The organism is Streptomyces krungchingensis (assembly GCF_054729265.1).
This window is the reverse complement of record NZ_JBPUKY010000001.1, coordinates 8,151,487-8,175,800: the sequence shown is the minus strand read 5'-3', so window position 1 is coordinate 8,175,800 and position 24,314 is coordinate 8,151,487. Positions and strand designations below refer to the sequence as shown.

The following is a 24,314-nucleotide window of genomic DNA, read 5'->3' as shown; positions in this document are numbered from 1 at the left end:
GCGTGACGCGGCCGGGGCTCGTCGCCGCATGTCGCGGGGGTGGCGCGGGCCGGACGACGAGGGCCGCGCGGGCGAGGCGGCGGATGGGGCGCGGGCCGGACGGTGGGGGCGCACGGACGGGCCGCCCGCGCCGGTCACGGGTCCTGGGACACCGCGGCGGTCACAGCTCGCCGGGTGCCCCGAGGCCGGTCAGGGCGCCCACCGGATCGAGGTCGGGGGTGCCTCGGGGCCACCAGTCGTCGTGGCCCGGTTCCGACTCGTAGGCGTACCAGAGGCCGTTCTGGCCCAGGCGCAGCTGGGCGTGCCCCCGCGGGTGGGTGAGGTGGTTGCGCCAGGGGCGGAAGGCGGGCAGGTCGGCGGCGAGCAGGAGCGGCCGGGCCCGGTCGAAGCGGCCCGCCGGAGGGTCCCAGGGCTCTTCGAGCACCCTGAGCGCCTCGAATCCGCCCTGGCGCCACGCGGCGACGGCCCGCGCCAGGTCGGTCGCGGTGCGCCCGGACGCGGATGCCAGAGACGCGTACAGGGCGCGGGTCGCGGCCGTGAGTCCGGAACCGGGCCGGGCCGCGGCGATACGGACCGCGTCCTGCCACAGCGTCAGCTCGGCGACGGGGTCACGGCCCGTGGTGAGCAGCGCGTGCGCGCGGGCGGCGGCGTCGGTCGCCAACTGGTCGAGCGCGAACGTGTCCGGGCCTCCGGGCACGCCCGGGTAGGTCGGCGGCTGCTCGGGGTGCGCGGGCGGCGGCAGCGGTGCGGGCAGCGGCGGCAGGGCGCGTGTCACGAGCGCGTCGCGAGCGCGCACGCCGGGGACGGGTGCCGGTTCCTGTTCCTGGGCGGCGCGGGCCGCGCGGGCCGCGCTGCGCCGGGACAGCGCGTCGAGCAGCTCCCGCTCGCCTCGACCGCGCAGCAGGAGCAGGACGAACGGGTCCTCGTCCAGCAGACGTGCCGCCTGGTAGCAGAGGGCTGCGGCGTGCTTGCAGGGATGGCCGGAGTCGGGGCAGCTGCACCGCGGTTCCAGCTCGCCGGGGCCGGGGAGCAGCGCGACCCCGCACTCCGCGAGCGACCTGGGCATCTGCTTGTCGAGCAGCGCCGCGATGTGTCCGGGCCGCTCGGCCGCGGCGTCCAGGAAACGGTCCCAGTCCTCGTCCGACAACGTCCGGACCCCGACCTGCACGCGATACGGCCGCGGGCGCGTGCCGTGCACATACGCGAGCACCTGTCCCGGGGTGACGGTGATGGCGTCCACGTGTCCGTGTCCCGCGTACGTCCGCCCGCGGGCCAGCCGTGCCGCGTCCAGGGCCCCTTCCTCCAGGGCGCTGACCCACGCGTTCCCCCACCATGTCTCGGCGAAGGCGTCGGCCTCCGGCACTCGCGCCGAGAAGGCCGGAAACGTACGGCGCAGCTCGCCGTCGCGCCCCGGGGACGCCATGGAACGGGGCAGCCGGTCCCCCGTGAGCGCGGCCCGGTCCGCGGTGCCCGCACGTACCCCGCGTGCGTCGGCCGATCCGCCGTGCCCGGGGCCGGTACGCGCCGTACGGCCGCCGCGCTTCGGCTCGCTCCGGTCGCCGGCTTCTCCGGACGGCGGGTCCGCGGCCGCCCGGTACCGAGCGCCGCTTCCGGCCGTGTCCGCGGCTCGCGGCGTCCCGTCCTCGTCGCCCGGCCGCCCGGGCGTGGGGGTCGAGGCCGCCGGGAGCGGACCTCCGGGCAGCGCGGAGCGGCCGAGGCGCCCTCCGCCGTCCACGTCACCCGCTTCATCGGGAACGGCGTCCGGAGCCGTCGGCGGCAGGTCCGAGGGGCGCGCGGAATGCCCGGCCGCGGGCTCGCTGCCCACGTCCCGGGGCCGTGCGTGCGGCCGCTCCGAGGGCGCGTACGTGTCCTCGGTGCCGTCGGCGTCGTCGGTGGGCATCCGGAACGCCCCGGCGAGCAGCTCCCGCAGTTCGCGGGCCCGCGGCTCCGGGTCCCGGCGGCGCCGCCCGGGCGGGGCCGCCCGGCGGCCGGTCCTCGACTCGGCGGACCGGACCCCGCCCTCAACCCCTTTGGAAACAGGGGCGATTGGCCTTCGCCTCTCAGTCCCTGCCCCGTCTGCCCCGTCCGCCCCGTCCGCCGCGGCATCCGCGCGGCCTCGTCGCGCCTCGTCCCGCGCCGCACGCAACGCTTCACGCGCCACGTCGCCCGGGCGGGCGCCGCGGCCCGCAGCACCCGAGGCGGGGGTGTCCGCCGGACGCGGTCCGTGCCCACCCCCCGCACGCACCCAACCCGGTCCGCCGGCCCCGCCGGGCTCGGAGAGCGGAGCGGCACTCGGAGCGGGCACGCCGTCCGAGGGGGTCTCGGAACCGGAGGAGGTCTCGGAACCCAAGGGGGTCTCGGAACCCGAGGGGGTCTCGGAACCCAGCGAAGCCGCGGCATCCAAGGAACTCCGGGGACCCGAGGCATTCTCCGGGCCCGAGGGGTTCTCGACATGCGCGCCCGCAGCCCGAGCGCGACTCGCGGCCGTCGCACGCCGGAGGGCTTCGCGGGCCGCCTGGGCCGGCCCGGACGCGGGACGCGGCGCGGAAGCGGGGGCCGGCCCGGACACGGAATCCGACGTGGACGCGTGGCCGGACGACGAAACGTGACCCCGCCCGGACGCGGACCCCGGCCCGGAACCGAAGTCCCGTGCGGAACCAGAATCCGGTGCGGCATCGGGGTCCGGTGCGGAAGCAAGGCCTGGCGCGGACGCGGGACGCTGCGCGGAACCGGAGTCCCGCGTGGGCACAGGGCCTCGCGCGGACTCGGAATCCGACGCAGCTGCAGGGCTCGGCCCGGAAGCGGAGTCCGGTGCGGAAGCGAGGCTCGACCCGGACGCGGGACCCGGCGCAGACGCGGGCCCCGGAGCGGGAGCAAGCTCTCGTGCGGCCCGCAGGGCGCGGCGGGCCTCGTCGGCGGGGCGGGCGCCGGTCACCGGACGGGGGTCCCGCGCCGCGTCGGTCGTCGGGCGCTCTTCGGCTGCGTCACCGGTCATGCGGACCTCCGCAGCGACACCAGGTCCGACAGCTCGCGGTCGGTCAGTTCGGTCAGGGACGCCTCGCCGGAGCCGAGGATCGCGTCGGCCAGCGCCCGCTTCGCTTCGAGCATCTCGGCGATGCGGTCCTCCACCGTGCCCTCGGTGATGAGGCGGTGGACCTGCACGGGCTGGGTCTGGCCGATGCGGTAGGCGCGGTCGGTGGCCTGTTCCTCGACGGCCGGGTTCCACCAGCGGTCGAAGTGCACCACGTGGCCGGCCCGGGTGAGGTTCAGGCCGGTGCCCGCGGCCTTGAGGGAGAGCACCAGGACCGGCGTCGCCCCGCTCTGGAAGCGGTCGACCATGCGCTCGCGGTCGGCGACCGGGGTGCCGCCGTGCAGCAGCTCCACCGGGACGGCGCGGGCCGTGAGATGGGCCGTGATCAGCCGGGCCATGCCCACGTACTGGGTGAAGACCAGGGCCGAGCCGTCCTCGGCGAGCAGCGTGTCCAGCAGCTCGTCGAGCAGGGCCAGCTTGCCGGAGCGGGCGGAGGGCCCGTGGGCGGCGGAGTGCGCCTCCTCCTTGAGGTACAGCGCCGGGTGGTTGCAGATCTGCTTGAGCGAGGTGAGCAGTTTCAGGACCAGACCCCGGCGGGCCATGCCCTCGGACGTCTCGATCGCCAGCATCGACTCCCGGACCACCGCTTCGTAGAGGGACGCCTGTTCGCGGGTCAGCGGTACGGGGTGGTCCGTCTCCGTCTTCGGCGGGAGCTCGGGCACGATGCCGGGATCCGACTTCTTGCGGCGGAGCAGGAAGGGGCGGATCAGCCGGGCGAGACGGGCCACCGCCTCCTCGTCCTCGCCGTTCTCCACGGCGCGGGCGTGCCGGGCGCGGAAGGACTTGAGGGGGCCGAGCAGGCCGGGGGTCGTCCAGTCGAGCAGGGCCCACAGTTCGGAGAGGTTGTTCTCCACGGGGGTGCCGGTGAGCGCCACGCGGGCGGGCGCCGGGACGGTGCGCAGGGCCTTCGCCGTCGCCGAGTACGGGTTCTTGACGTGCTGTGCCTCGTCCGCGACGACCATGCCCCACGTCTGCTGGGCGAGCAGGGGTGCGGCGGACCGCATGGTCCCGTACGTCGTCAGGACGAAGCCGCCTTCGAGGCCGTCCAGGGTGCGTTCGGGGCCGTGGAAGCGGCGGACGGGGACTCCGGGCGCGAAACGGGTGATCTCCCGCTGCCAGTTGCCCAGCAGCGATGCCGGGCAGACGACCAGGGTGGGCTCGCTGCGGGCGCGCCGCAGGTGCAGCGCGATGACGGTGACGGTCTTGCCGAGCCCCATGTCGTCGGCGAGGCAGCCGCCGAGCCCCAGGGAGGTCATGAGGTCGAGCCAGGCGAGGCCGCGCAGTTGGTAGTCCCGCAGGCGGGCCTGGAGGCCGGGTGGCGGCTCGACCGGTCCCACGCCCGCGGTCAGGCGGTCGCGCAGCGCGGCCAGCGCTCCGACCGGCACCGCGTCGACGGTCTCGCCGTCGACCTCGGCGCTGCCGGTGAGGGCGACGGACAGTGCGTCGACCGGGTCGAGGAGGCCCAGCTCGCGCTTGCGTGCCTTGCGGACGAGGGCCGGGTCGACGAGCACCCACTGGTCGCGCAGCCGTACGACGGGGCGGTGCGCCTCGGCCAGGATGTCCATCTCGGCCTCGGTGAGCGGATCTCCGCCGAGCGCCAGCTGCCAGCGGAACTGGAGGAGATCCTCGCTCTCGAAGAATCCCGTGCCGTCCGTCGCCGACCCGGGCGCCGGGCGCACCACGGCGGCGGCGCTGAGGTCCTGGGCGAGGTCGCGGGGCCAGTGCACGGCGACCCCGGCGGCGCCGAGCCGGGTCGCCGCGATGCCGAGCAGGTCGGACAGCTCCTCCTCGGAGAGGGCGAGCACGTCGGGCACGTCCTGTTCGGAGAGCCGGTCCAAGGGGGGCCAGACGCGGGCGGCGCGGCGCACGGCCAGGGCCGCGTCGACGCGCGCGCGGGGCCCGAACGTGGCGTCGGCGTCCCCCGCCCACAGGGCCGTGGCGTCCACGACGAGGGTGGGGTCGGCGAGGCTGTGCACCTGGACGACGGCCGCGCCGGCCCGGCGGGCCCCCTCGCCGTCGTCGAAGAGCTGGTACGCGGACAGGTCGAGGCGGAGCGAGATCCGCACGCCGGCGTCCATGCCCGCGGCGACCTCGGCGGCCCAGTCGTGCGCGCCGGGAAGCCGCTGGGGCTCTCGGGCGGCGAAGGGCCTGCCCGAGGTGTGGGGGGCCGCCGGGGTGCGGGGCAGGGTGTCGGCGACCGCGTCCAGGAAGGCCCGCACCAAGGCTTCCGGTTCCGGCAGGCGCAGCGGGCCCTTGCCGGGGAGGGGAACGGCGTGCCCCTCGTAGGGCAGGGCGGCGGCCACGGCCCGCAGGTGGGCGATGTCGTCCTGGTCGAGGGGGCCGGCCCGCCAGGCGTCGGACCCGTCGGGGGTCAGACCCGGCAGCAGCCGGCCGCGTGCGACGAGCCGCAGGGCGTGCAGCGCCGCGGCGCCCCAGCAGGCGGTGGCGGGGTGGGCGGCGGGGTCGCGGCGCGCCCCGGCCAGCAGGGGAAGTGCCTCGGCGACCGACAGGGTCACCGCGGGGACGGTGCCTCTGCGGACGCCGGTGCCGTGCGGCCGTACCACCGTGAGGCCGGTCCGGGGGTCCGGGGGCGTGCCGTCGGCGGGTGCGGTGCCGGGGGCCGGTGTGCCGTCCGGATCCCAGAAGGCGATCCGTCCCTCGCGCGGCAGCGGCGCGGGGAGGAAGACGGCGGCGAGCCGCACGGACGGCGCCTGCAAGGTCGCCGTGACCACCCCGTCCGCCATACGTCCTGCCACCTCCCGCCCATCGGTCGAATCAGTTGTCTTCGACTCTACGGGCGGGCTCTGACAATCGGCCCCGCCGGCCGCGTCGCGCCGGACGCGGCCGGGGCTCGGTCACGGTCACGGTCACGGTCACGGAATGGTGCGCGAGACCACGTACACCATGGGGTGCTCGGGCGTGCTCCAGTTCACGACGATGTCCTGGGTGGGGGCCGGGTCCTTCTGCTTGTGGACCAGGCCGGCCCAGGGGCCGGGTCCGGTGAACTCCCAGCCGACGACCTGCTGGTTGCGGGCACTGATCGTGATCTCGCCCTTCTTCAGGGCGTCACGGCTGGTGCCGACGTCCTTGAGGAAGGTGTCCAGGCCCGTCGGGGTGGTGCCGAACTGCACGTACAGGCGGCTGGTCTTCCAGTTGTTCGTCTCGTAGTAGGCGACGTCGGTGGAGTTCGTCGGGATCGGCACCTGGTAGAGGCGGCGCTGGACGCGCGACGGCCAGCCCGCGGTGAGGCCGGTCGCCGAGTACTTCGCCTCCTTGTCCTTGCCGCTGTTGCGGCTCTGGTTGGCGGAGATCACCAGGTAGCCGGCGGGCACGCCGATGAGCAGCACGATGATCAGCAGCGTCAGGGCACGGCGGCGGAACTTGTGGCGCGGGTCCTCGGGTGGCCGCTGCGGCTCGTCCGGCGGGGACGCCTGGCGCGGCAGCGAGGCCGTCACAGGGACCCCTGGGTGGTGCGGCGGGACTCGGAGTAGCGCTCGTACCGCTCGTAGCGCTCCACGCGGCGGCGCTTGGCGCGGCGGAAGCGGCGGGCCACGAGGCGGGCGAGGTCGGCCGCGCCGACCATGCCGGCCTCGGGGCCGAGCTGGGCGCGGGCGATGCGGGCCTCGGGGCGGTAGCCGCGGCCCGTGAGGTGCCTGCGGAAGGCGTCCCGCGCGGGGCCGATGAGCAGGTCGTCGGCCGCGCTGACGCCGCCGCCGATGACGAAGCAGGAGGGGTCCAGGGCGGCGGCCAGGTTGGCGATGCCGACGCCGAGCCACTGCCCGATGTCCTGGAGCAGCTCGATGCACATGGCGTCGCCCTCGCGGGCCAGCTCGGTGATCATCGGGCCGGTGATGTCGCCGACGCTGCCCTTGACGTGCTCGATGATGCCGTACGCCACCGGGGAGTCGGCGGCGGCGAGTTCGCGGGCCTCGCGGACCAGGGCGTTGCCCGAGCTGTACTGCTCCCAGCAGCCGCGGTTGCCGCACGGGCAGCGGTGGCCGCCGGGCACGACCTGCATGTGCCCGAACTCGCCCGCGACGCCGAACTTGCCGCGCTTGACCTGGCCGTCCTCCAGGATCGCGCCGCCGATGCCGGTGCCGAGCGTGATCATCACCAGGTGGTCCTCGCCGCGGCCGGCGCCGAAGCGCCACTCGGCCCAGGCTGCGGTGTTGGCGTCGTTGTCGACGAGCACCGGGACGGAGAGCCGGCCGGAGAGCCGGTCGCGCAGCGGTTCGTTGCGCCACGACAGGTGCGGGGCGAACAGGACGCGGTTGCGTTCCGCGTCGACCCAGCCCGCGGCGCCGATGCCGACGGCGTGCACGTCGTGCCGGTCGGAGAGGTCCAGGACCAGTTCGACGATGGTGTCCTCGACGACCTTGGGGCTCTTGGACTTGTCCGGCGTCTCGGCGCGGACCTTCTCCAGGATGTTGCCGTCGGCGTCCACGACGCCCGCCATCACCTTGGTGCCGCCGATGTCGATGCCGACGGTGGGGACGCGGGGCGCCGTCAGGTGCGATCGGCGCTCACGCGTCCCCACGGTCCGCAGGACGGTGGCCCGCGCGGAGCCGCGGTGTGCGAGGTCGCGGTAGGTGCTCATCGCGCCGATTCTGCCCTAAGCCCCGGCGGGGCTGCACCGCGGGAGCGCGGGGCGGCCGGTGCGCCGGGGCCCGTGCGCGGCCGGTCGCACCGTGCCGCGTACCCGGGAAGGGGGTGCCTCCTAGGCGCCGCGTTCCAGCTCGTGACGGAGATCGTCCAGCTCGCTTCCCCCGGCCATCTGGCGGGTGAGCTCGTCGAGGGTGATCCCGTCGCGGGTGTGGCTGCCGGACATCGTCCCGCGCTTCAGCAGGACGAAACGATCACCCACCAGGTACGCGTGATGCGGATTGTGGGTGATCAACACAACACCCAGTCCAGCGTCCCGGGCGGCGGCCACATATTTGAGGACCACACCGGACTGCTTGACGCCGAGGGCGGCGGTGGGCTCGTCGAGGACGAGGACCTTGGCACCGAAGTGGACGGCGCGGGCGATCGCCACGCACTGGCGTTCGCCGCCGGAGAGGGTGCCGATGGGCTGGTCGACGTCGCGCAGGTCGATGCCCATGCGCAGCAGCTCCGCGTGGGTCGTCCTGCGCATGTGCTCGACGTCCAGGCGGCGGAAGGGGGCGACGCCCTTGCGCGGCTCGGAGCCGAGGAAGAAGTTCCGCCACACCGGCATCAGCGGGACGACGGCCAGGTCCTGGTAGACCGTGGCGATCCCGCGGTCCAGTGCCTCGCGCGGGGAGCCGAGCCGGGTCTCCTCGCCCTCGATGCGGAGGGTGCCCGCGTCGTGCTGATGCCGGCCCGCGATGATCTTGATGAGGGTGGACTTGCCGGCGCCGTTGTCGCCGAGGACGCAGGTGATCTCACCGGCGTGGACCTCCAGCGAGACCCCTTCGAGGGCGCGGATGTTCCCGTAGTACTTGCTGACGTCGTCGAGCTCGACGAGTGCCGTGCCTTCCGGGGCGGCCCGACCGGCCGTCGTGTTCGCGTCGGTCGTCACTTCGTCGCCTCCGCCCGCTTGCGGACCCAGTGGTTGAGCAGGGTGGCCAGGAGCAGCATCACTCCGAGGAAGAACTTGAACCAGTCCGGGTTCCACTCGGCGAAGACGATGCCCTTGCTGACCATGCCGAAGATCAGCGCGCCGACCGCCGCGCCGACGGCGGAGCCGTAGCCGCCGGTGATCAGACAGCCGCCGATGACGGCCGCGATGATGTAGATCAGCTCGTTGCCGACGCCTTCACCGGACTGCACGACGTCGAACGAGAACAGCAGGTGCTGGCCGGAGATCCAGGCGCCGAAGGCGACACCCATGTAGAGGCCGATCTTGGTCTTGTCGACCGGGACGCCCACCGCGCGGGCGGCCTCCTCGCCGCCGCCGACGGCGTAGATCCAGTTGCCGACGCGGGTGCGCAGCAGGATCCAGGTGGCGACGGCGACCAGGGCCAGCCACCACAGAATGGTGATCTTGAAACCGACCCCGCCGATGGTGAGCGTGGAGGCGAAGACGTCCTTGGCGGACGAGAAGCCCTCCATGTCGGAGATCGACTTCGTGGAGACCGTGCCGCTGATCAGCTTGGTGAAGCCGAGGTTCATGCCGGTCAGCATGAGGAACGTGCCGAGCGTGATGATGAAGCTCGGCGGGTCGGTGCGGGTCAGCATGACGCCGTTGAAGACGCCGATCGCCAGGGTCACGATCAGCGAGACGAGGACGCCGACCCAGACGTTCGCGGTCATCTGGTAGCTGAACATCGAGGAGACCAGCGCGGAGCTGGTCACCATGACGCCCGCGGACAGGTCGAACTCGCCGCCGATCATCAGCAGCGCGACCGGGACGGCCATGATGCCGATGGTAGAGGCGGCGTACAGGACGGTGCTGAGGCTCGACGCCCGGACGAAGCTGTCGGCGAAGACGGCGAAGAAGACGAAGACCGCGATCGCGCCGACCACGGACCCGAGCTCGGGCCGGTTCAGCAGCCTGCGCAGGGTCGAGGTCTTCAGGAGGCGCTCGTCGGTCCTCTCGCCGGGCGACGGCGCGGGGGCGGGTGCCGTCGTGCTCATCGAGTGCCCCGCTTCGCGTAGTCCTCCAGCTCGGCGGCCTGGTCCTTGGTGATGATCTGGGGACCGGTGAGGACCGGCTTGCCCCCGCCGAGGACGTCGGCGTTGTACTTGTACAGCCAGAGCAGGTCGACGGCCTCGTACCCCTGGAGGTAGGGCTGCTGGTCGACGGCGAAGCCGAGCGTGCCGTTCTTCAGCTCGGCGGCCACCTTCTCGTTCAGGTCGAAGGTGTCGATCTCGGCCTTGCTGCCGGCGTCGTCCTTCGCCTTGACCGCGGTGTCGGCGAAGGGCGCGCCGAGGGTGACGACCGAGTCGATGGACTTGTCGGCCTGGAGCTTGGCGCCGATGGAGGCCTGGACGTCGGGCATGCTCGTGCCCTGGACGTACAGGTTCTGCACGTCGCCGTCGAAGGTCTTCTTGATGCCGGCGCAGCGCTGCTCGTGGCCGACGTTGCCCTGCTCGTGCAGCACGCACAGGGCCTTCTTGCGGCCCCGCTTGTTCAGCTCCTCGCCGACCGCCTCGCCGGCGATGGTCTCGTCCTGGCCGATGTGCGTGAGCGCGCCGAACGCCTTCGACTCCTCGGAGCCGGAGTTCACCGTGATCACGGGGATGCCGGCCTTCTCGGCGCGCGCGACGGCCGCCTTCATGGCGTCGGGCTTCGCGAGCGTGACGATGATGCCGTCGACCTTCTTGTCGACCGCGGCGTCCACGAGCTGCGCCTGCTGCTGCGCCTCGGCGTTGTGCGAGTACAGGAAGTTGATGTTGTCCTTGACGGCGGCCTGCTTAGCGCCGTTCTGGACGATGTCCCAGAACGTGTCGCCATCACCCGAGTGGGTGATCATCGCGAACGTCCACTTGGGCGTGTTCACCGCGGCCCTGCCCTGGGCCGCGGCGGCCTTGCGGGCGTCCTCGGCCCGCTTCCCGCCGGTGCTGCTGCATCCCGCGAGGGACACCCCCAGCGCCCCTGCGAGCGCGATGCTTACCCAGGTCCGAGTCCGTGCCACGAGGCCGTGCCCTTCTTGCTGTGCTCCTTGTGCGCCGGGCCTTGCGGACCGGGCCGGGGGCCCTCTGTCAGGCCCTCGCGAGCCGGCGTCGCACCGGCCCAAAAGCCCAAGTATCAATCACGGGGATCATCCATCCCACCAGCGGGTCCCGCGCGCGGTGGGCTCGGCCGGTGGCCGTGGGGCCTTTCCGGCGGGGTCGGCCGACCGGCGGGAGACCTCCTCGCGCGGCGGATCCGGGGCGCCGCGGACGGCTGCGGGAGCGGGCGAGGGGCGGGCGGCGAGGGGCCCGAGCGGGGAGCCGGTGTGGGGGTCCGAAGTGCGGGGCGCGGCGAAGGGCGCGGGCGACCGGCACGAGCGACGGGCGCGGCCGTACGCGGAGCCGGAAGCGGCTGCGGGCCGGAGCCGGTCTCAGGGACGTACGAGGAGCTGGAACTCGAAGGAGTAGCGCGAGGCGCGGTAGATGTGGGTGCCGAACTCGACGGCGCGGCCGGTGTCGTCGAACGTCGTCCGCTGCATGGTGAGCAGGGGTGCCCCGGCCGGCTCGCCGAGCCGCTCGCCCTCCTCGGCGGTGGCCGCGCGGGCGCCGACGGACTGGCGGGCGCTGTGCAGCGTGATGCCGGCCGTGCGCATCAGCCGGTACAGCCCCGTGGCCTCCATCCGGTCGCTGTCCAGCTCCAGGAGGTCGGGGGGCAGGAAGTTGCAGAGGTACGCCATCGGCTCGCCGTGGGCGAGCCGCAGTCGCTCGACCCGGTGCACCTCGCTGCCCTCGGTGACGCCGAGCGCGGCGGCGACCTCCGTCGAGGCCTCCTCGACGGTGTTGACGAGCACCCGGGTGGCGGGGCGCTGCCCGGCCGACTCCAGGTCGTCGTAGAGGCTGCTCAGCTCCAGGGGGCGCTTCACCTGGCTGTGCACGACCTGGGTGCCGACGCCGCGGCGGCGCACGAGCAGGCCCTTGTCGACGAGGGACTGGATGGCCTGGCGGACCGTGGGCCGGGACAGGCCGAGTCGTCCGGCCAGCTCGATCTCGTTGCCCAGCAGGCTGCCCGGGGTCAGCGCTCCGTGCTCGATGGCGGCCTCCAGCTGCTGGGACAGCTGGAAGTAGAGCGGGACCGGGCTGCTGCGGTCGACGCTGAGCTGGAGCGAGACGGTCGGATCCACATCTGGTTTCGGCACGGCCCGAGCGTAGCTCCGGGAAATGTTGACGGGAAGTTGTGAAGTTCGATTGTCCGGACAAAGCATTGACAGGGTGCCGGGTACGCCCTCACTTTGTTCCCATGCGCATCGGACTCATCGGAGCGGGTCGTATCGGTACATTTCACGCGGCCACTCTCAGTCGTCATCGCGAGGTCGGCGGCTCGCTGATCATCACCGACGCGGACACCGCGCGGGCCCGCCGGCTGGCGGACCGGCTGGGCGCGACGGCGGCGCCCAGCGTGAACGAGATCTTCACCTGGGGCGTGGACGCGGTGGTCGTCACGGCGGCGACGTCGGCCCACTCCGAACTGATCGGTCGGGCAGCGCGCTCCGGGCTCCCCGTCTTCTGCGAGAAGCCCATCGCCCTCGATCTGGCGGGCACGCTGGACGCGCTGGCCGAGGTCGACGCCGCCGGAACGGTTCTGCAGCTGGGCTTCCAGCGACGCTTCGACGTGGGCTACGCGACGGCCCGGGAAGCCGTCCGGTCGGGACGGCTGGGCCGGCTGCACACCGTCCGTGCGATGACGTCCGACCAGGCGCCGCCCCCGGCCGACTACCTGCCGCACTCCGGCGGGATCTACCGCGACTGCCTGATCCACGACTTCGACGCGCTCCGCTGGGTCACCGGCCACGAGGTCGTCGAGGTCTACGCGACCGGGTCCGACGCCGGACCGGCGATGTTCCGCGCGGCGGGCGACGTCGACACCGCCGCCGCCGTGCTCACCTTCGACGACGGCACGCTCGCCAGTGCGACGGCCGCCCGGATCAACGGCGCGGGCTACGACGTCCGCATGGAACTCGCCGGCGAACTCGACCAGATCGCCGTCGGGCTCGACGACCGCACGCCGATCGCCTCCACGGAACCGGCCGGGCCGCCGCCCGCCGACAAGCCGTGGACGGGCTTCCTGGAGCGCTTCGGCCCCGCCTACGAGGCCGAACTCGTCGCCTTCGTCGAGGTCGTCCGGGGCGAACGCGCCAACCCGTGCGACGGACGTGAGGCCCTGGAGGCGCTGCGCATCGCCGAGGCCTGCGAACTGTCCCGGCACGAGCGGCGCCCGGTGCGCCTCGCGGAGATCCCGGACGGGCGGACCTGACCGCGGCGCCCGCGGACGCTCCCTCACACCGGTGGGCCGGGCACCGCGACGGACGCGGTGCCCGGCGCGGTGCTGTCTCACACCAGCAGGCGCACCGACGGGCTCCGGGTGTCGGCCGCGAGTTCGCGGTCGCAGTGCTTGCACGTCAGTCGGTGCGGGCGCACCAGATTGGTCTGGACGCTCGCGGTGCCCGACTCCTTGGCGCTCGGGCAGTGGTAGCCGAGATGCAGCCGGACCCAGGGATGGCTGGTGGGCGCCGCGGACCTGTGGCCGTCGCGGGTGTCCGTGAAGGGCGCCCACCAGAAGTCGACCACGGCCCGCAGCCCCATCCGGTCCCGGCCGCTCGTGGTGTCGAAGGCGGCGAGCCGCGCCGCCGTGTAGTGGCGCGCGAAGCCGCTGCGGCTGCCCGAGCACAACGCCCGCTCGGTGCCGCGCTCGAAGACGGTCGTACGGCCGACCCGCTCGCAGACGAAACAGTCCAGCGAGCACTCCAGCGTGCCGCGCCAGTACAGCTGATGGGAGTCCTCGCCGCGCCCCTCCTCGCGGCTCAGCTCCGCGGTGATCTCGGCAGTACGCAGCACGGGCGACGCTCCTCTCGCGGCCGGGGTCCGTTCGCGCACCCCTCGTCGGACGGCACCGGGCCGCTCACCAGCGCACCGGCAGGCTGCGCACGCCCCGCATCAGCATGCCGGGCAGCCAGCCGCCGGGCGGTCCGTCGAGCGCCAGGTCCGGGCAGCGCTCCAGGAGCGAGCGCAGCGCCACACGTGCCTCCAGCCGGGCCAGCGGCGCGCCCAGACAGTAGTGGATGCCGTGTCCGAAGGCGACATGGCCGCGGGTGTCGCGCCGGATGTCGAAGCGGTCGGGCGCCGGGAAGCGCGTGCCGTCGCGGTCGGCGGCGGTGAGGCCGACCATCACCGGATCACCGGCCCCGATCGGCGTGCCGCCGATGTCGAGCGGCTCGACGGCGTACCGGAACGTCGCGTTCTCCACCGGTCCCTCGTAGCGCAGCATCTCCTCCACCGCACCGTCGAGAAGTGTCATGTCGGCGCGCAGCGCGGCGAGTTCGCCGGGGTGGGTGAGCAGTGCGCGCACCCCGCTCGACAGGAGATTGACCGTCGTCTCGTGACCGGCGATGAGCAGGACGAAGGCCATGCCGCGCAGTTCCTCCGGGGACAGCCGGTCGCCGTCCTCCGCGGTGGTGCGGATCAGGCCGCTGAGCAGGTCGTCGGCCGGCGCGGCGCAGCGCTTGTCCTCGATCAGCCCGGTGAGGTAGTCGGCGAGGCGGACGAACGCGTCGTACTCGCTCTCCGCGCTGGTGGGCGCGACCGCCTCGGTGGACATCTCGCGGAAGGCGGCCCGGTCCATCTCCGGCACGCCGAGCAGTTCGCAGATCACGGTCAGCGGCAGCGGGTGGGCGAACGACGCCACGAGGTCGGCCCGCCCGCGCGGCAGCATCGCGTCGAGCAGTTCGTCGGTGATCTCCTGGACGCGCGACCGGAGCGTCTGCACCCGGCGCGTCGTGAACTCGCGTGCGACGAGGGCGCGCAGCCGCGTGTGCTGCGGCGGGTCCGCGACGAGCAGGTACTTGCCGATCAGCTCCTCGTCGAGGAACGTGAGCCCGATCTTCTGTCCGTCCTTGGCCAGTCGCGGGTCGGCGAGTGCCGCGCGTGCCTCCTCGTATCCGACGACGAGCCAGGTCTCGTGATGCGCGTCGGCGCCCGGCAGCCGTACCCGGTGCACCGGTCCGAGCTCGCGCAGCTCGGCATACACGGGATGCGGGTCCTCGGTGAACCGCTTCCCGAACTCCCCGAGATCGATCATCTCCGCTCCTTCCCCCGTCCCCCGTCCCCTGTCCCTCATCTCAACGACAGCGGCCGCCGAACGGTGCCCGCCCGGCGCGGGGGCCCGGGCCGGTGCCGCGTCGTGCCGCCGCCCGGGGACCGCGGATCGGGGGCCGTGGACCGCGGGCCGCCGTGCCGCCGGGGACCACCGATCCGGGGCCGCCGTGCCGCGCAGCCGTCACTTCCCGTTGTCCTCGAGCAGCCCGGCGTCGTACGTCAGCAGGGCGATCTGCACACGGTTGTTGAGGCCGAGCTTGGCGAGGATGCGGGAGACATGGGTCTTGACCGTGGCGACGCTCATGAACAGCTCCCCGGCGATCTCCGCGTTGGAGCCGCCCTGTCCCACGGCGACGGCCACCTCGCGCTCACGGTCGTTCAGGACCGCGATCCGGGTACGGGCCGCGGTCCGGCGGGCGTCGAGCGTCGAGCCCGCCGCGTGCTCGATCAACTGGCGGGTCACCGTGGGCGACAGCACCGGGTCGCCGGCCGCCACGCGCCGCACCGCTTCCAGGATCTCGGCCGGCGGGGTGTCCTTGAGGACGAATCCGGCCGCGCCCGCGCCCAGCGCCCGCAGCACCTGGTCGTCGGCGTGGAAGGTGGTCAGCACGATCACCTGGGGCGATTCCTCGCGGCCGCGGAGCCTCTCCGTGGCGGTGAGTCCGTCGACCGTCGGCATCCGGATGTCCATCAGGACGACGTCGGGCCGGGTGCGGTCGACGAGGGCCTCCACCTCGCCGCCGTCGGCCGCCTCCCCGACGATCTCGATGTCGTCGGCACCGCCCAGCATGAGGGACAGGCCGGCTCGCACCAGGGGGTCGTCGTCCACGAGCAGCAGTCGGATCGCAGTCATGGCGTCCACCTAACCAGGTCGGGCGCCCCCGGCCGCGCCGCCGTCGGCCGGAACCGCCCCCGCGCGAGGGCGACCTGACTGACTTCCCGGGCATCTGACGGACTGCGCCGGCCGTCCTCCCGCCCGTCGCCGGGCCCGCGCAGACTCGCCAGTGCGTCGTCGGCCGACAGCGCGTCCAGAGCTCCCCGGTGGAGCTCACCGATGCCTTCCCGTGTTTCGAAGAGAGGTTTGCCCGATGGCTAGCAGCGTCCTTCCCATGCCGCCTGGTTCCGACCCGGACTGGCAGACGGAACTGCTCGATCTCGACGCCTACTTGGCCCGTATCGGATACGACGGGCCGCGCACCCCCACCCTGGAGACCCTGCGCCGGCTGCACCGCGCGCACGCCGACGCCATCAGCTGGGAGATCGTGGACTCGGCCGTGGGCCGGCGCATCGCACTCGACATCGAGAGCGTGCAGGAGAAGATCGTGGCCCGCGGCCAGGGCGGCTGCTGCCTGGAGAGCAACCTGCTGTTCGCGGCGGCCCTCGACCGGCTGGGCTTCCCGCTGGTGCGCCACCTCGCCCGGGTGCGCCGCGGCACCCGGACCGTCCGTACCCGCTCCCACGCCGTCCTGCTGGTGGAGGTCGAGGGCGCACTCTGGTTCGCCGACCCCGGCTTCGGCGACGAGAGCCCGCTGGAGCCGCTGCCGTTCACGCACGACGGCACCGTGACCGTCGGCGACTGGACCTGGCGCCTGCAGCGCGACGGCGAGGACTGGGTGCTGCAGAGCCTGCACGCCGACGGCTGGTTCGACGTGTACGCCTGGCAGCTGGAGCCGCACTACTTCCTCGACTTCGACATGGTCAACCACTTCTCGTACGCGGACCCGCGGTCGGTGTTCATGCCGCCGGGCGGGCTCAGCCACCTGATCGCGCAGCGCGGCGACGACAAGACCCGGCTCGTGCTGAAGAACCAGGTCCTCACCACGCAGTACCCCGACGGCCGTCTCGAGCACGCGGAGCTGACCGCGGACGAGGTCGTCGAGACCCTGCGGGACGCCTTCAAGCTGACCATCCAGCCCGAGGACGCCCAGTTCCTGCGGGAGCGCTTCGCGACCGCTCCGGCCGCCCAGCAGGCCGCGCCCGCCCAGAAGTCCGCCCAGTAGTCGCGGGCAGTCCCGACCGGCAATCGAGGCAATCGAGGAGAGACACGCAATGCCCCGGATCCCTGTACGGCGCAGTGGGCTGTATCTCGGCGTGGTCGCCGAGCATGCGGCGGCCAAGAACGCCGGCACACCGCTGACACTCGACCACGACCTGGACGTCCTGCCCGGTACGGGCCGGGAGTTCACCGTGGCCGCCCTGGCCGAGCACGTGGACGACATGGCCGCCCGGCTGTGGGCCGCCGGCGTCCGGCCCGGCGCCCACGTCGCCCTCCACAAGACGTCCAACTTCGACATCTACATCCTGGCGAGCGGGGCGTCCCGCATCGGTGCCGTGCCGGTGATGCTGTCCCCCGCGCTGCCCGGCGAGAGCGTCGCCGCGCTGCTCGGGCGGCTGAAGCGGCCGTATCTGGTGACGGACGCGGCGAAGCTCGACGGCTCGCTCGCGGACGTCCCGCTGGACGGGCTGACCGAACGGATCGTGCTGGCCGCCGGGCACCGCGCGGGGACGGTCTCGCTGACCGACCTCGCGGGTGCCCCCCGGCAGAAGCCGGTGTTCAACGACCCCGACCGGCCCGCGCTGATGACCCACACGTCCGGCACCACGGGGCTGCCGAAGCTCGTCGTGCACTCGGCCCGCACGCTGCGCGGCCGGTTCCGTCCGCAGAACCGCCTCGCCGGGCTGATCCGCAAGCGGGAGACGGTCGCCGTGCACGTCTCGTTCGTGCACTCGCGGATGTTCCTGGCCATGGCGGTGCTGCTGCCGCGCGCCTTCCCCGTCGTGCTCATGGAGCACGGGGACCCGGAGCGCACCGCCGAACTGTTCGCGCGGACCAGGCCGGGCTTCCTGGAGACCCACCCCAACTCCTTCCTGGAGTGGGAGGAGATCGCCGACGACCCGCGCCGGCCGTTCGCCAACGTCAAGTACTTCAGCAGCACGTTCGACGCGATCCACCCGGGCACGATGGACCGGCTGCTGAAGGCCTCCGAGCGGCGCTCGCCCCTGTTCTTCCAGATCTACGGACAGAGCGAGTGCGGCCCGCTCGTCGGCCGCGGCTACACCCGCAGGAACGCCCACAAGGCCAACGGCCGTTGCCTCGGCTACGCCATGCCGGGCATCACCAGGTTCCGGCTGACCGGCCGCGGGGGCAAGCGCCCCTCGAAGGCCAACCCCGGCTACATCGACGTGTACACCCCGGGCCGCGCGGTGACGTACTACGGGGAGAAGGAACGCTTCGAGAAGCAGGCGATCGGCGACTGGTGGCGCGGGATGGACATCGGCTACCGCAGCAAGTGGGGCTGTCTGCACCTGCTGGACCGCGAGGTCGACCACATTCCGGGCGTGCACAGCACTCTGGAGGTGGAGGACGCGGTCCTCGCCAGGCTCCCCGAACTGACCGAGCTGGTCCTGGTGCCCGGCCCCCGCCAGGAGCCGGTGCCGGTGGTCAGCACCCGCAAGGACCTGCCGCTGGACCCGGAGCGCTGGCGCGCGGCCGCCGCGGACTACCCGCAGCTCTCCGCCCCCGTGCAGCTGCCGCTGAGCGAGCTGCCGCGCACGGCCACGATGAAGGTGCAGCGGATCGAGCTCGCGCGCCGGCTGCAGGAGCAGACGTGAGCGCGCGGCCCGTGGTGCGGGCCGACGTCGACGTCCTCGTCGTCGGCGGCGGCCCCACCGGCCTGCTGGCCGCCTGCGAACTGCTCAGGCGGGGCGTGCGGGTACGGATCGTCGACCGGGCCGAGGAACCCATGACCGTGCCGAAGGCGCTGTCGCTGTGGCCGCGTGCCATGGACATCCTCGAAGACCTGGGTGTGGGCGAGGAGTTGAGGCGGTCGTCGAACCGCATCGACGCCTTCTCCTACTTCTCCGACGGCCGTCCGCTGGCCACCTTCGGCTTCGCCGAGGACCTGGCCTCGCGCACCCTCCCGCAGCCCGTGACGGAGAGCCTGCTCACCGCCCGGCTGCACGAGCTGGGCGGCAAGGTGGAGCGCGGTGTGCGCCTGCTGTGCCTGGACGGGGTGGACTTCTCCGGGCGGATCGACGCGACCGACGGTGTGACCGCGCTGCTGGAGCACCCGGACGGCACGCTGGAGCGCACCCATGTGCCGTGGGTGATCGGTGCGGACGGGGCGGGCAGCTCGGTCCGCGGCCAGCTCGGCATCGGCTTCCAGGGCAGTACGTACGAGATGGCGTTCGCGCTGATCGACACGCGGATCGAGGGCGAGCTGCCGACGAATCGGGTGCTGTACTACCAGGCACCGTCGGGCACGCTGGTGATCGTGCCGATGCCGGACGGCGTCTTCCGGTTCCTGTCGGTGATGCCGGCGGGCGGCGGCGAGGTCACCGTCCCGATGATGCAGCGGATCCTCGACGAGCGGGGCCCGCGCGGGGTGCGGATCACGGAGCCCGTGTGGCAGACCGTGTTCCGGGTGCACGCGCGGCACGCCACGGACTTCCAGCGCGGGCGGGTCTTCCTGATGGGCGACGCGGCGCACGTGCACAGTCCGGCCGGCGGTCAGGGCATGAACAACGGTCTCCAGGACGCGCACAACCTCGCCTGGAAACTGGCCGCGGTCGTGCACGGCACCTCCCCGGCCGACCTGCTGCTGAGCTACGGCCCGGAGCGCGCGGAGGCGACCCGTCGCATCGTGCGGGACACGGATCTGCAGACCCGGGCGTGGATGGCGGGGAGCCGGCCGAAAGTGGTGGCCCGCGACGCCGCGTTCAGGCTGCTCGACCGCACCGGGCTGGTGTCCCGGCTGTACGCGCCGGTGATGGCGGGGCGCAGGCTGGCCTACCGGCCCGAGCGGGACAGCCAGGTGCCGTCGGGCAGGCGCGGCTGCGGCCGGCGCGCTCTCAGGCCCGGTTCCGTCTTCCCGCGGCCGCTCGCCGTGGAGCACGGGATGTCCGGCCCCGGCGCGGACCCGAACGCCTGGACGCTGGCGGTCACCGGACCTGACGTACTCGCAGCGGCAGAGCAATTCGCGGACGGCTACCCGCGGTTGACGGTGGTGCGGCTGCGCAAGGAGCGGGCCGCACCGCTCACCGGCTGCCGGCGGGCGGGCTACCACCTGATCCGACCGGACGGACACGTCGCGGCGCACGGGCACGCAGGGGACCTGGACCGGCTGCGTACCGAACTCGCCGTCGCGTTCACGCCCGTCGCCCCGGACTGACCTCGCTTAGGAGTACGCACATGGGTACCACGGTCGCCATCGCCTACCACTCCGGGTTCGGGCACACCACGGTCCTCGCGGAGGCGGTGCGCGACGGCGTGGCCGACGCGGGTGCCGACGCCGTGCTGATCGCGGTGGACGGCATCACCGATGAGGAGTGGGCCGCCCTCGACGCCGCGGACGCGATCGTCTTCGGCGCGCCCACCTACATGGGCACCGCGTCCGCCGCCTTCCACGTCTTCGCCGAGTCGACGTCGAAGCGGTGGGCGGCACGGGCCTGGAAGGACAAGCTCGCCTCGGGGTTCACCGTGGCGGGCGCGATGAACGGCGACAAGCTGCACACCTTGCAGTACTTCTCGATCCTCGCCTCGCAGCACGGCATGCACTGGATCAACCTGGACCTGACGCCGGGCTGGTGCTCGTCGACGGGCTCCGAGCACGACCTCAACCGTCTCGGGATCACGCTCGGCGCCGGCGCCCAGGCCAACACCGACGAGGGCCCGGAGGCCGTCACCAAGGCCGACACGGAGACCGCCCGGCATCTGGGCCGGCGGGTCGCCACGGTGGCCAAGGGCTTCGCGGGGGTGGCACGTTGAGCTCCCCCGGGGCCACCGCGCTGGTCGTGATCGACAACGAACTGCTCAGCCACGGCGTCCGCTCCATGCTCAAGAGCATCCCCGCCATGGGGTCGGTGTGGGCCTGCGGCAAGGCGTCCGAGGCGATGGCGCTGCTGCCCGCGCAACGGCCGGACGTCGTGCTGTGCCTGGGCTCGGGCCCGGACACCGCCGGCCTGGTGCGTGGGGCGGTGCGGCAGGGCGCGCGGGCGCTGATCCTGCTGGAGGGGCCCGACCTCGACGTGCTCGACGAGGAGACGGTGCTCGCCGCGCACGGCTTCCTGATGCAGGCGGAGGTGACCGTCGACAAGCTCCGTGAGGCGGTGGACCAGGTCAACGCGGGTGATATTCCGCTGCCGCCCGCACTCGCCCGCAATCTCATGTCGCGTTCCCGGCGAAGGCCGGAGCACAGGCCCTCGCGACGCATTTCCATCACCCCCCGCGAGGAGGAGGTCCTGCATTTTCTGGCCGAGGGTCTGAGTAATAAGCAGATAGCACGCCGGCTCGGCATTTCCGAGCACGGCATAAAGCGTCATGTCACCAATCTACTGGCGAAGTTGAATGCCCCCAACAGGACGCTCGCGGTCGCGCTGGCGCTCCAGGAAGGCCTGATCAGAGCCACGCAACCGGCGTAGACCGTACGTCGGAGAAACAGGGCGTGCCGCCTCGACGGCACGCCCTTTCCCGTTTTCCGGGCGGATTGATGAATGCGGCCGGACCCTACCCGTTCGGGTACCCCGACCGAGCACCCCGGAAGTGCATTACCGAACCCCTCGGGATGCGCGAATCTATTGGTGCGGCAAGGAAATCCGGAACGCCTCCACAAAGGACGAGCCGGGAGGCCGAGGGCCCAGAAGGCCAAGGCCGTTCCGCAGGCAGGGGCGCGGCTCCACGCGAGCCGCGCCCAGCCCGGCACCGCTTCCCCTTCTCCGCCGCACACGCCTTCATCCGTACTCAGCCTCACAGGAGTCACGTCCGATGGAACTCACCAAGAAGACCTCGCACGGCGTCGGCATCAAGGCCGTCGGGGGCCGCATCCCGGACCGGGTGGTCACCAACGCCGAGCTGGAGCAGCTGCTCGACACGACCGACGAGTGGATCAGCAAGTTCATCGGCATCAAGGAACGACGCTGGTCCGCCCCGGACGAGTGGACGTCCGACCTCGGTGCCGCCGCCCTCCTCGACGCCTGCGAGCGTGCGGGGGTCAGCCCGGACTCGCTCGACCTGGTCATCTGCGGGACCTACACCCCGGACCACATGATCCCGGCCGCGGCCGTGGGCATCATGCGCAAGGCCGGCATCCAGGGAGTGCCCGGCTTCGACGTGAACAGCGGCGGCTGCCCGGGCGGCGTCTTCGCCCTCGACGTGGGTGCCAAGTTCGTGAAGTCCGGTGACTACCGCCGCGTCGCGGTCGTGCTCGCCGACGTCAACACCAAGCTCTTCGACCCGGAGGACCGCACGGTCGGCGTCATCTTCGGCGACGGTGCCGCCTGCTACCTGCTGGAGCCGACCGCTCCCGGCACGGGCGTCGGTTCGGCACTGCTGGCCAGCGACCCGAGCTCGTACCACACGGCGTACGTCAAGCGCGAGGACCGCACCTGGCCGGACGGCACCCCCAAGCTGTCGGCGTTCGGCAACAACTACTCCTACATGCACGGCCGTTCGGTGCGCGACTTCGCCCTGGAGCACATCCCCGGCTTCGTCGAGCAGCTGGTGAAGGCCGAGGGCATGACGGTCGAGGACATCGACCTGATCATCTTCCACCAGGCCAACTACCACATGATCCACGCCCTGATGGAGAAGATCGGCCTCCCCGCGGACCGTACGTTCACCACGGTCGAGCGGTACGGCAACACCTCGGGCGCGGGCGTTCCGCTGGCCCTGCGCGACGCGATCGACGCCGGGCGGGTCAAGCCGGGCGACAACGTGGTGCTCGTCTCCTTCGGCGCCGGCATGAGCCACGGCGGCACCGTGGTGCGCTGGGCCGCGGAAGACGACTTCCTGCTGGGTGCCTGAGATGACGGTCACCACTGCCACCGAACTCCCGGTCGGGAGCCGGGAGTTCAGCACCATCCAGGTCGCCTGGAGCGGCGGGGTGGCCCATGTCCTGCTGAACCGTCCCGAGCGGCGCAACGCCATCGACCTCACGCTCGCCCGCGACCTGCTGGACGCGGTGCACCTGGAGCCGGTGGCCCGCGCCCGGTGCGTGCTGCTCACCGGGGCGGGTCCGCACTTCTGCGTCGGCGGCGACCTGAAGAGCTTCCGCGCCCAGCCGGACATCCCCGGTCACCTCCTGGAGGTGACCACTCACCTGCACGCCGCGCTCGCCCGGCTGGTCGCGAACGACGCCCCTCTCGTGGTGGCGGCCGGCGGCCATGTGGCGGGCGCCGGACTCGGGGTCGCCAGCCTCGCGGACGTGCTGCTCACCGAGGAGGGCTCGACCTTCCGCTCCGCGTACGCGGCGCTCGGGCTCACCCCCGACGCCGCCACCAGCCACCAGCTCCCCCAGCTCGTGGGGCTGCGCCGGGCGCAGCGGATGACGATGCTCGGCCATGTGCTGGAGGCCGAGGAGGCCGTCGAGTGGGGGCTGTGCACCGAGGTCGTGCCGGCCGGGCGACTCGCCGAGCGGGCACGGCAGGTCGCCGAGCAGCTCGCCGCGGGGCCCACCCGCGCCTTCGGGGAGAGTGGGCGGCTGCTGCGCGCCGCCTCGCGCCGGGCGCTGGCCGAACACCTGGAGGACGAGTCGACGACCCTGCGGGCCACCGCGGGCACGCGCGACGCGGCCGAGGGCATCGCCGCGTTCGTCGAACGCAGGCCCGCCTCCTTCCGGGGGCACTGACCACCGCACGCACGGACGGGACACGCCGGACGAGGCGCGCGAGACGTACTTGACGAGACGAGGAGTCATGAACATCGAAGGGAACGTCGCCCTCATCACGGGCGGCACCTCGGGCCTGGGACTCGCCCTGGCCCGGCGGCTGCTCGCCGCGGGCGCCCAGGTCGTGCTGACCGGACGCTCCGCCGAGCGGGGCGCGAAGGCGGCGGCCGAGCTCGGTCACGACATCGGGTTCGTGCAGGGCGACGTCTCCCGCGAGGAGGACGTCGAGGCGGCGGTCGCCGAGGCGACGCGGCGGGGCCGGCTCGGCATCGCCGTCAACTGCGCGGGCTCGGCCCGCACCGGCCGGGTCCTCGGCCGCGGCGGCCCGCTGCCGGCCACCGAGTTCGAGGACGTCGTGCGCGTCAACCTGCTCGGCACCTTCAACGTCGTACGGCTGGCGGCCGCCGCGATGGCGGGCAACGAGCCGCAGGACGGCGACCGGGGCGTCATCGTGTGCACGGCGTCCATCGCGGCCTTCGACGGGATGGCCGGGCAGGCCGCCTACGCCGCGTCCAAGGCCGGTGTCACCGGGATGACGCTGCCGCTCGCCCGGGACCTGGCCAAGCACGCCGTCCGGGTGGTCACCGTGGCACCCGGCCTGTTCGAGACCCCGATGGTCGCGGGACTGCGGGACGACATGCGGGCCTCGCTGGTGGGACAGACGCCGCACCCCCGGCGCATGGGCCGGCCCGACGAGTTCGCCTCGCTGGTCACCCATGTGGTGGAGAACCCGATGCTCAACGGAGAGGTGATCCGGCTGGACGGCGCGGTGCGTCTCGGTGTCGCGTGAGACGCCCCGCCGCCGCCGTCACCCGCGGGGCCCGGCCGGACCGACC

20 protein-coding genes are annotated in these 24,314 nt (G+C 73.1%); 9 read left to right on the top strand and 11 right to left on the bottom strand.

Translation table 11 applies throughout. The features are described from left to right. Positions 1-160 precede the first annotated feature (160 nt). The 8 genes from ACSYGO_RS35645 to ACSYGO_RS35610 all read right to left on the bottom strand — a co-directional run bounded on the left by ACSYGO_RS35645 (position 161) and on the right by ACSYGO_RS35610 (position 11,847). Positions 161-1,900 (bottom strand): SWIM zinc finger family protein, encoded by a 1,740-nt coding sequence (locus tag ACSYGO_RS35645; RefSeq protein WP_460389052.1) that lies wholly within the window; start codon positions 1,898-1,900, stop codon positions 161-163. A 1,091-nt stretch (positions 1,901-2,991) separates the two neighbouring features. Continuing rightward, on the bottom strand, positions 2,992-5,835 hold the full coding sequence (locus ACSYGO_RS35640) for a DEAD/DEAH box helicase (protein WP_460389050.1): 2,844 nt from the start codon (positions 5,833-5,835) through the stop codon (positions 2,992-2,994). A 129-nt stretch (positions 5,836-5,964) separates the two neighbouring features. Then, positions 5,965-6,546 carry a sugar kinase gene (locus tag ACSYGO_RS35635; RefSeq protein WP_426682241.1) on the bottom strand — a complete coding sequence of 194 codons (582 nt, stop codon included), beginning with the start codon at positions 6,544-6,546 and terminating at the stop codon, positions 5,965-5,967. Next, entirely contained in the window at positions 6,543-7,688 is a 1,146-nt protein-coding gene (locus ACSYGO_RS35630; RefSeq protein ID WP_426682240.1) for an ROK family glucokinase, read from the bottom strand. Before ACSYGO_RS35630 ends, ACSYGO_RS35635 begins: the two co-directional genes overlap by 4 nt. Before the next feature lie 120 nt (positions 7,689-7,808). Next, positions 7,809-8,630 carry an ATP-binding cassette domain-containing protein gene (locus ACSYGO_RS35625; RefSeq protein ID WP_426682239.1) on the bottom strand — a complete coding sequence of 274 codons (822 nt, stop codon included), beginning with the start codon at positions 8,628-8,630 and terminating at the stop codon, positions 7,809-7,811. Then, positions 8,627-9,688, bottom strand: a complete 1,062-nt coding sequence (locus ACSYGO_RS35620; RefSeq protein WP_426682238.1) for an ABC transporter permease — start codon at positions 9,686-9,688, stop codon at positions 8,627-8,629. Before ACSYGO_RS35620 ends, ACSYGO_RS35625 begins: the two co-directional genes overlap by 4 nt. After that, positions 9,685-10,689, bottom strand: coding sequence for a sugar ABC transporter substrate-binding protein (locus ACSYGO_RS35615; protein WP_426682237.1), 1,005 nt, complete (start codon positions 10,687-10,689; stop codon positions 9,685-9,687). The genes ACSYGO_RS35620 and ACSYGO_RS35615 overlap by 4 nt, the downstream gene beginning before the upstream one ends. Before the next feature lie 408 nt (positions 10,690-11,097). Beyond that, positions 11,098-11,847, bottom strand: a complete 750-nt coding sequence (locus tag ACSYGO_RS35610; protein ID WP_345649997.1) for a GntR family transcriptional regulator — start codon at positions 11,845-11,847, stop codon at positions 11,098-11,100. Between the two features lie 116 nt (positions 11,848-11,963). On the opposite strand from ACSYGO_RS35610, the gene ACSYGO_RS35605 reads away from it, so the two are divergent. Next, positions 11,964-12,977: a Gfo/Idh/MocA family protein gene (locus tag ACSYGO_RS35605; protein WP_426682236.1), complete on the top strand. Its 1,014-nt coding sequence runs from the start codon at positions 11,964-11,966 to the stop codon at positions 12,975-12,977. 77 nt (positions 12,978-13,054) lie between these two features. Here ACSYGO_RS35605 and ACSYGO_RS35600 read toward each other — a convergent pair whose 3' ends face one another. From ACSYGO_RS35600 to ACSYGO_RS35590, 3 genes are all read right to left on the bottom strand, one after another. Beyond that, positions 13,055-13,558 carry a hypothetical protein gene (locus ACSYGO_RS35600; protein ID WP_426682235.1) on the bottom strand — a complete coding sequence of 168 codons (504 nt, stop codon included), beginning with the start codon at positions 13,556-13,558 and terminating at the stop codon, positions 13,055-13,057. Between the two features lie 64 nt (positions 13,559-13,622). Next, positions 13,623-14,798: a cytochrome P450 family protein gene (locus ACSYGO_RS35595; RefSeq protein WP_426682234.1), complete on the bottom strand. Its 1,176-nt coding sequence runs from the start codon at positions 14,796-14,798 to the stop codon at positions 13,623-13,625. Between the two features lie 198 nt (positions 14,799-14,996). Continuing rightward, complete coding sequence (locus ACSYGO_RS35590) at positions 14,997-15,668, bottom strand: response regulator (protein ID WP_426682233.1); 672 nt, start codon at positions 15,666-15,668, stop codon at positions 14,997-14,999. 235 nt (positions 15,669-15,903) lie between these two features. On the opposite strand from ACSYGO_RS35590, the gene ACSYGO_RS35585 reads away from it, so the two are divergent. From ACSYGO_RS35585 to ACSYGO_RS35550, 8 genes are all read left to right on the top strand, one after another. Further along, positions 15,904-16,815 carry an arylamine N-acetyltransferase family protein gene (locus ACSYGO_RS35585; protein WP_426682232.1) on the top strand — a complete coding sequence of 304 codons (912 nt, stop codon included), beginning with the start codon at positions 15,904-15,906 and terminating at the stop codon, positions 16,813-16,815. Between the two features lie 49 nt (positions 16,816-16,864). Beyond that, positions 16,865-18,427: a class I adenylate-forming enzyme family protein gene (locus ACSYGO_RS35580; protein WP_426682231.1), complete on the top strand. Its 1,563-nt coding sequence runs from the start codon at positions 16,865-16,867 to the stop codon at positions 18,425-18,427. After that, entirely contained in the window at positions 18,424-19,986 is a 1,563-nt protein-coding gene (locus ACSYGO_RS35575; RefSeq protein ID WP_426682230.1) for an FAD-dependent monooxygenase, read from the top strand. The genes ACSYGO_RS35580 and ACSYGO_RS35575 overlap by 4 nt, the downstream gene beginning before the upstream one ends. 20 nt (positions 19,987-20,006) lie before the next feature. Beyond that, positions 20,007-20,582 carry a flavodoxin family protein gene (locus ACSYGO_RS35570; protein WP_345649836.1) on the top strand — a complete coding sequence of 192 codons (576 nt, stop codon included), beginning with the start codon at positions 20,007-20,009 and terminating at the stop codon, positions 20,580-20,582. 26 nt (positions 20,583-20,608) lie between these two features. Then, entirely contained in the window at positions 20,609-21,235 is a 627-nt protein-coding gene (locus tag ACSYGO_RS35565) for a LuxR C-terminal-related transcriptional regulator (protein ID WP_426682229.1), read from the top strand. A 343-nt stretch (positions 21,236-21,578) separates the two neighbouring features. Further along, a complete protein-coding gene (locus tag ACSYGO_RS35560; protein WP_345649842.1) occupies positions 21,579-22,616 on the top strand; it encodes a 3-oxoacyl-ACP synthase III family protein in 1,038 nt (345 codons plus the stop codon). 1 nt (position 22,617) lies between these two features. Beyond that, complete coding sequence (locus ACSYGO_RS35555; RefSeq protein WP_460389047.1) at positions 22,618-23,439, top strand: enoyl-CoA hydratase/isomerase family protein; 822 nt, start codon at positions 22,618-22,620, stop codon at positions 23,437-23,439. Between the two features lie 67 nt (positions 23,440-23,506). Beyond that, positions 23,507-24,268 (top strand): SDR family NAD(P)-dependent oxidoreductase, encoded by a 762-nt coding sequence (locus tag ACSYGO_RS35550; RefSeq protein ID WP_095937478.1) that lies wholly within the window; start codon positions 23,507-23,509, stop codon positions 24,266-24,268. Positions 24,269-24,314 lie beyond the last annotated feature (46 nt).

What these genes read in the sequence shown, in the direction of transcription:
- ACSYGO_RS35645 (WP_460389052.1), bottom strand. Translation starts at nt 1,900, where the DNA reads ATGCCCACCGACGACGCCGACGGCACCGAGGACACGTACGCGCCCTCG.
- ACSYGO_RS35640 (WP_460389050.1), bottom strand. Translation starts at nt 5,835, where the DNA reads ATGGCGGACGGGGTGGTCACGGCGACCTTGCAGGCGCCGTCCGTGCGG.
- ACSYGO_RS35630 (WP_426682240.1), bottom strand. Translation starts at nt 7,688, where the DNA reads ATGAGCACCTACCGCGACCTCGCACACCGCGGCTCCGCGCGGGCCACC.
- ACSYGO_RS35620 (WP_426682238.1), bottom strand. Translation starts at nt 9,688, where the DNA reads ATGAGCACGACGGCACCCGCCCCCGCGCCGTCGCCCGGCGAGAGGACC.
- ACSYGO_RS35605 (WP_426682236.1), top strand. Translation starts at nt 11,964, where the DNA reads ATGCGCATCGGACTCATCGGAGCGGGTCGTATCGGTACATTTCACGCG.
- ACSYGO_RS35595 (WP_426682234.1), bottom strand. Translation starts at nt 14,798, where the DNA reads ATGATCGATCTCGGGGAGTTCGGGAAGCGGTTCACCGAGGACCCGCAT.
- ACSYGO_RS35590 (WP_426682233.1), bottom strand. Translation starts at nt 15,668, where the DNA reads ATGACTGCGATCCGACTGCTGCTCGTGGACGACGACCCCCTGGTGCGA.
- ACSYGO_RS35585 (WP_426682232.1), top strand. Translation starts at nt 15,904, where the DNA reads ATGGCTAGCAGCGTCCTTCCCATGCCGCCTGGTTCCGACCCGGACTGG.
- ACSYGO_RS35580 (WP_426682231.1), top strand. Translation starts at nt 16,865, where the DNA reads ATGCCCCGGATCCCTGTACGGCGCAGTGGGCTGTATCTCGGCGTGGTC.
- ACSYGO_RS35570 (WP_345649836.1), top strand. Translation starts at nt 20,007, where the DNA reads ATGGGTACCACGGTCGCCATCGCCTACCACTCCGGGTTCGGGCACACC.
- ACSYGO_RS35560 (WP_345649842.1), top strand. Translation starts at nt 21,579, where the DNA reads ATGGAACTCACCAAGAAGACCTCGCACGGCGTCGGCATCAAGGCCGTC.
- ACSYGO_RS35555 (WP_460389047.1), top strand. Translation starts at nt 22,618, where the DNA reads ATGACGGTCACCACTGCCACCGAACTCCCGGTCGGGAGCCGGGAGTTC.
- ACSYGO_RS35550 (WP_095937478.1), top strand. Translation starts at nt 23,507, where the DNA reads ATGAACATCGAAGGGAACGTCGCCCTCATCACGGGCGGCACCTCGGGC.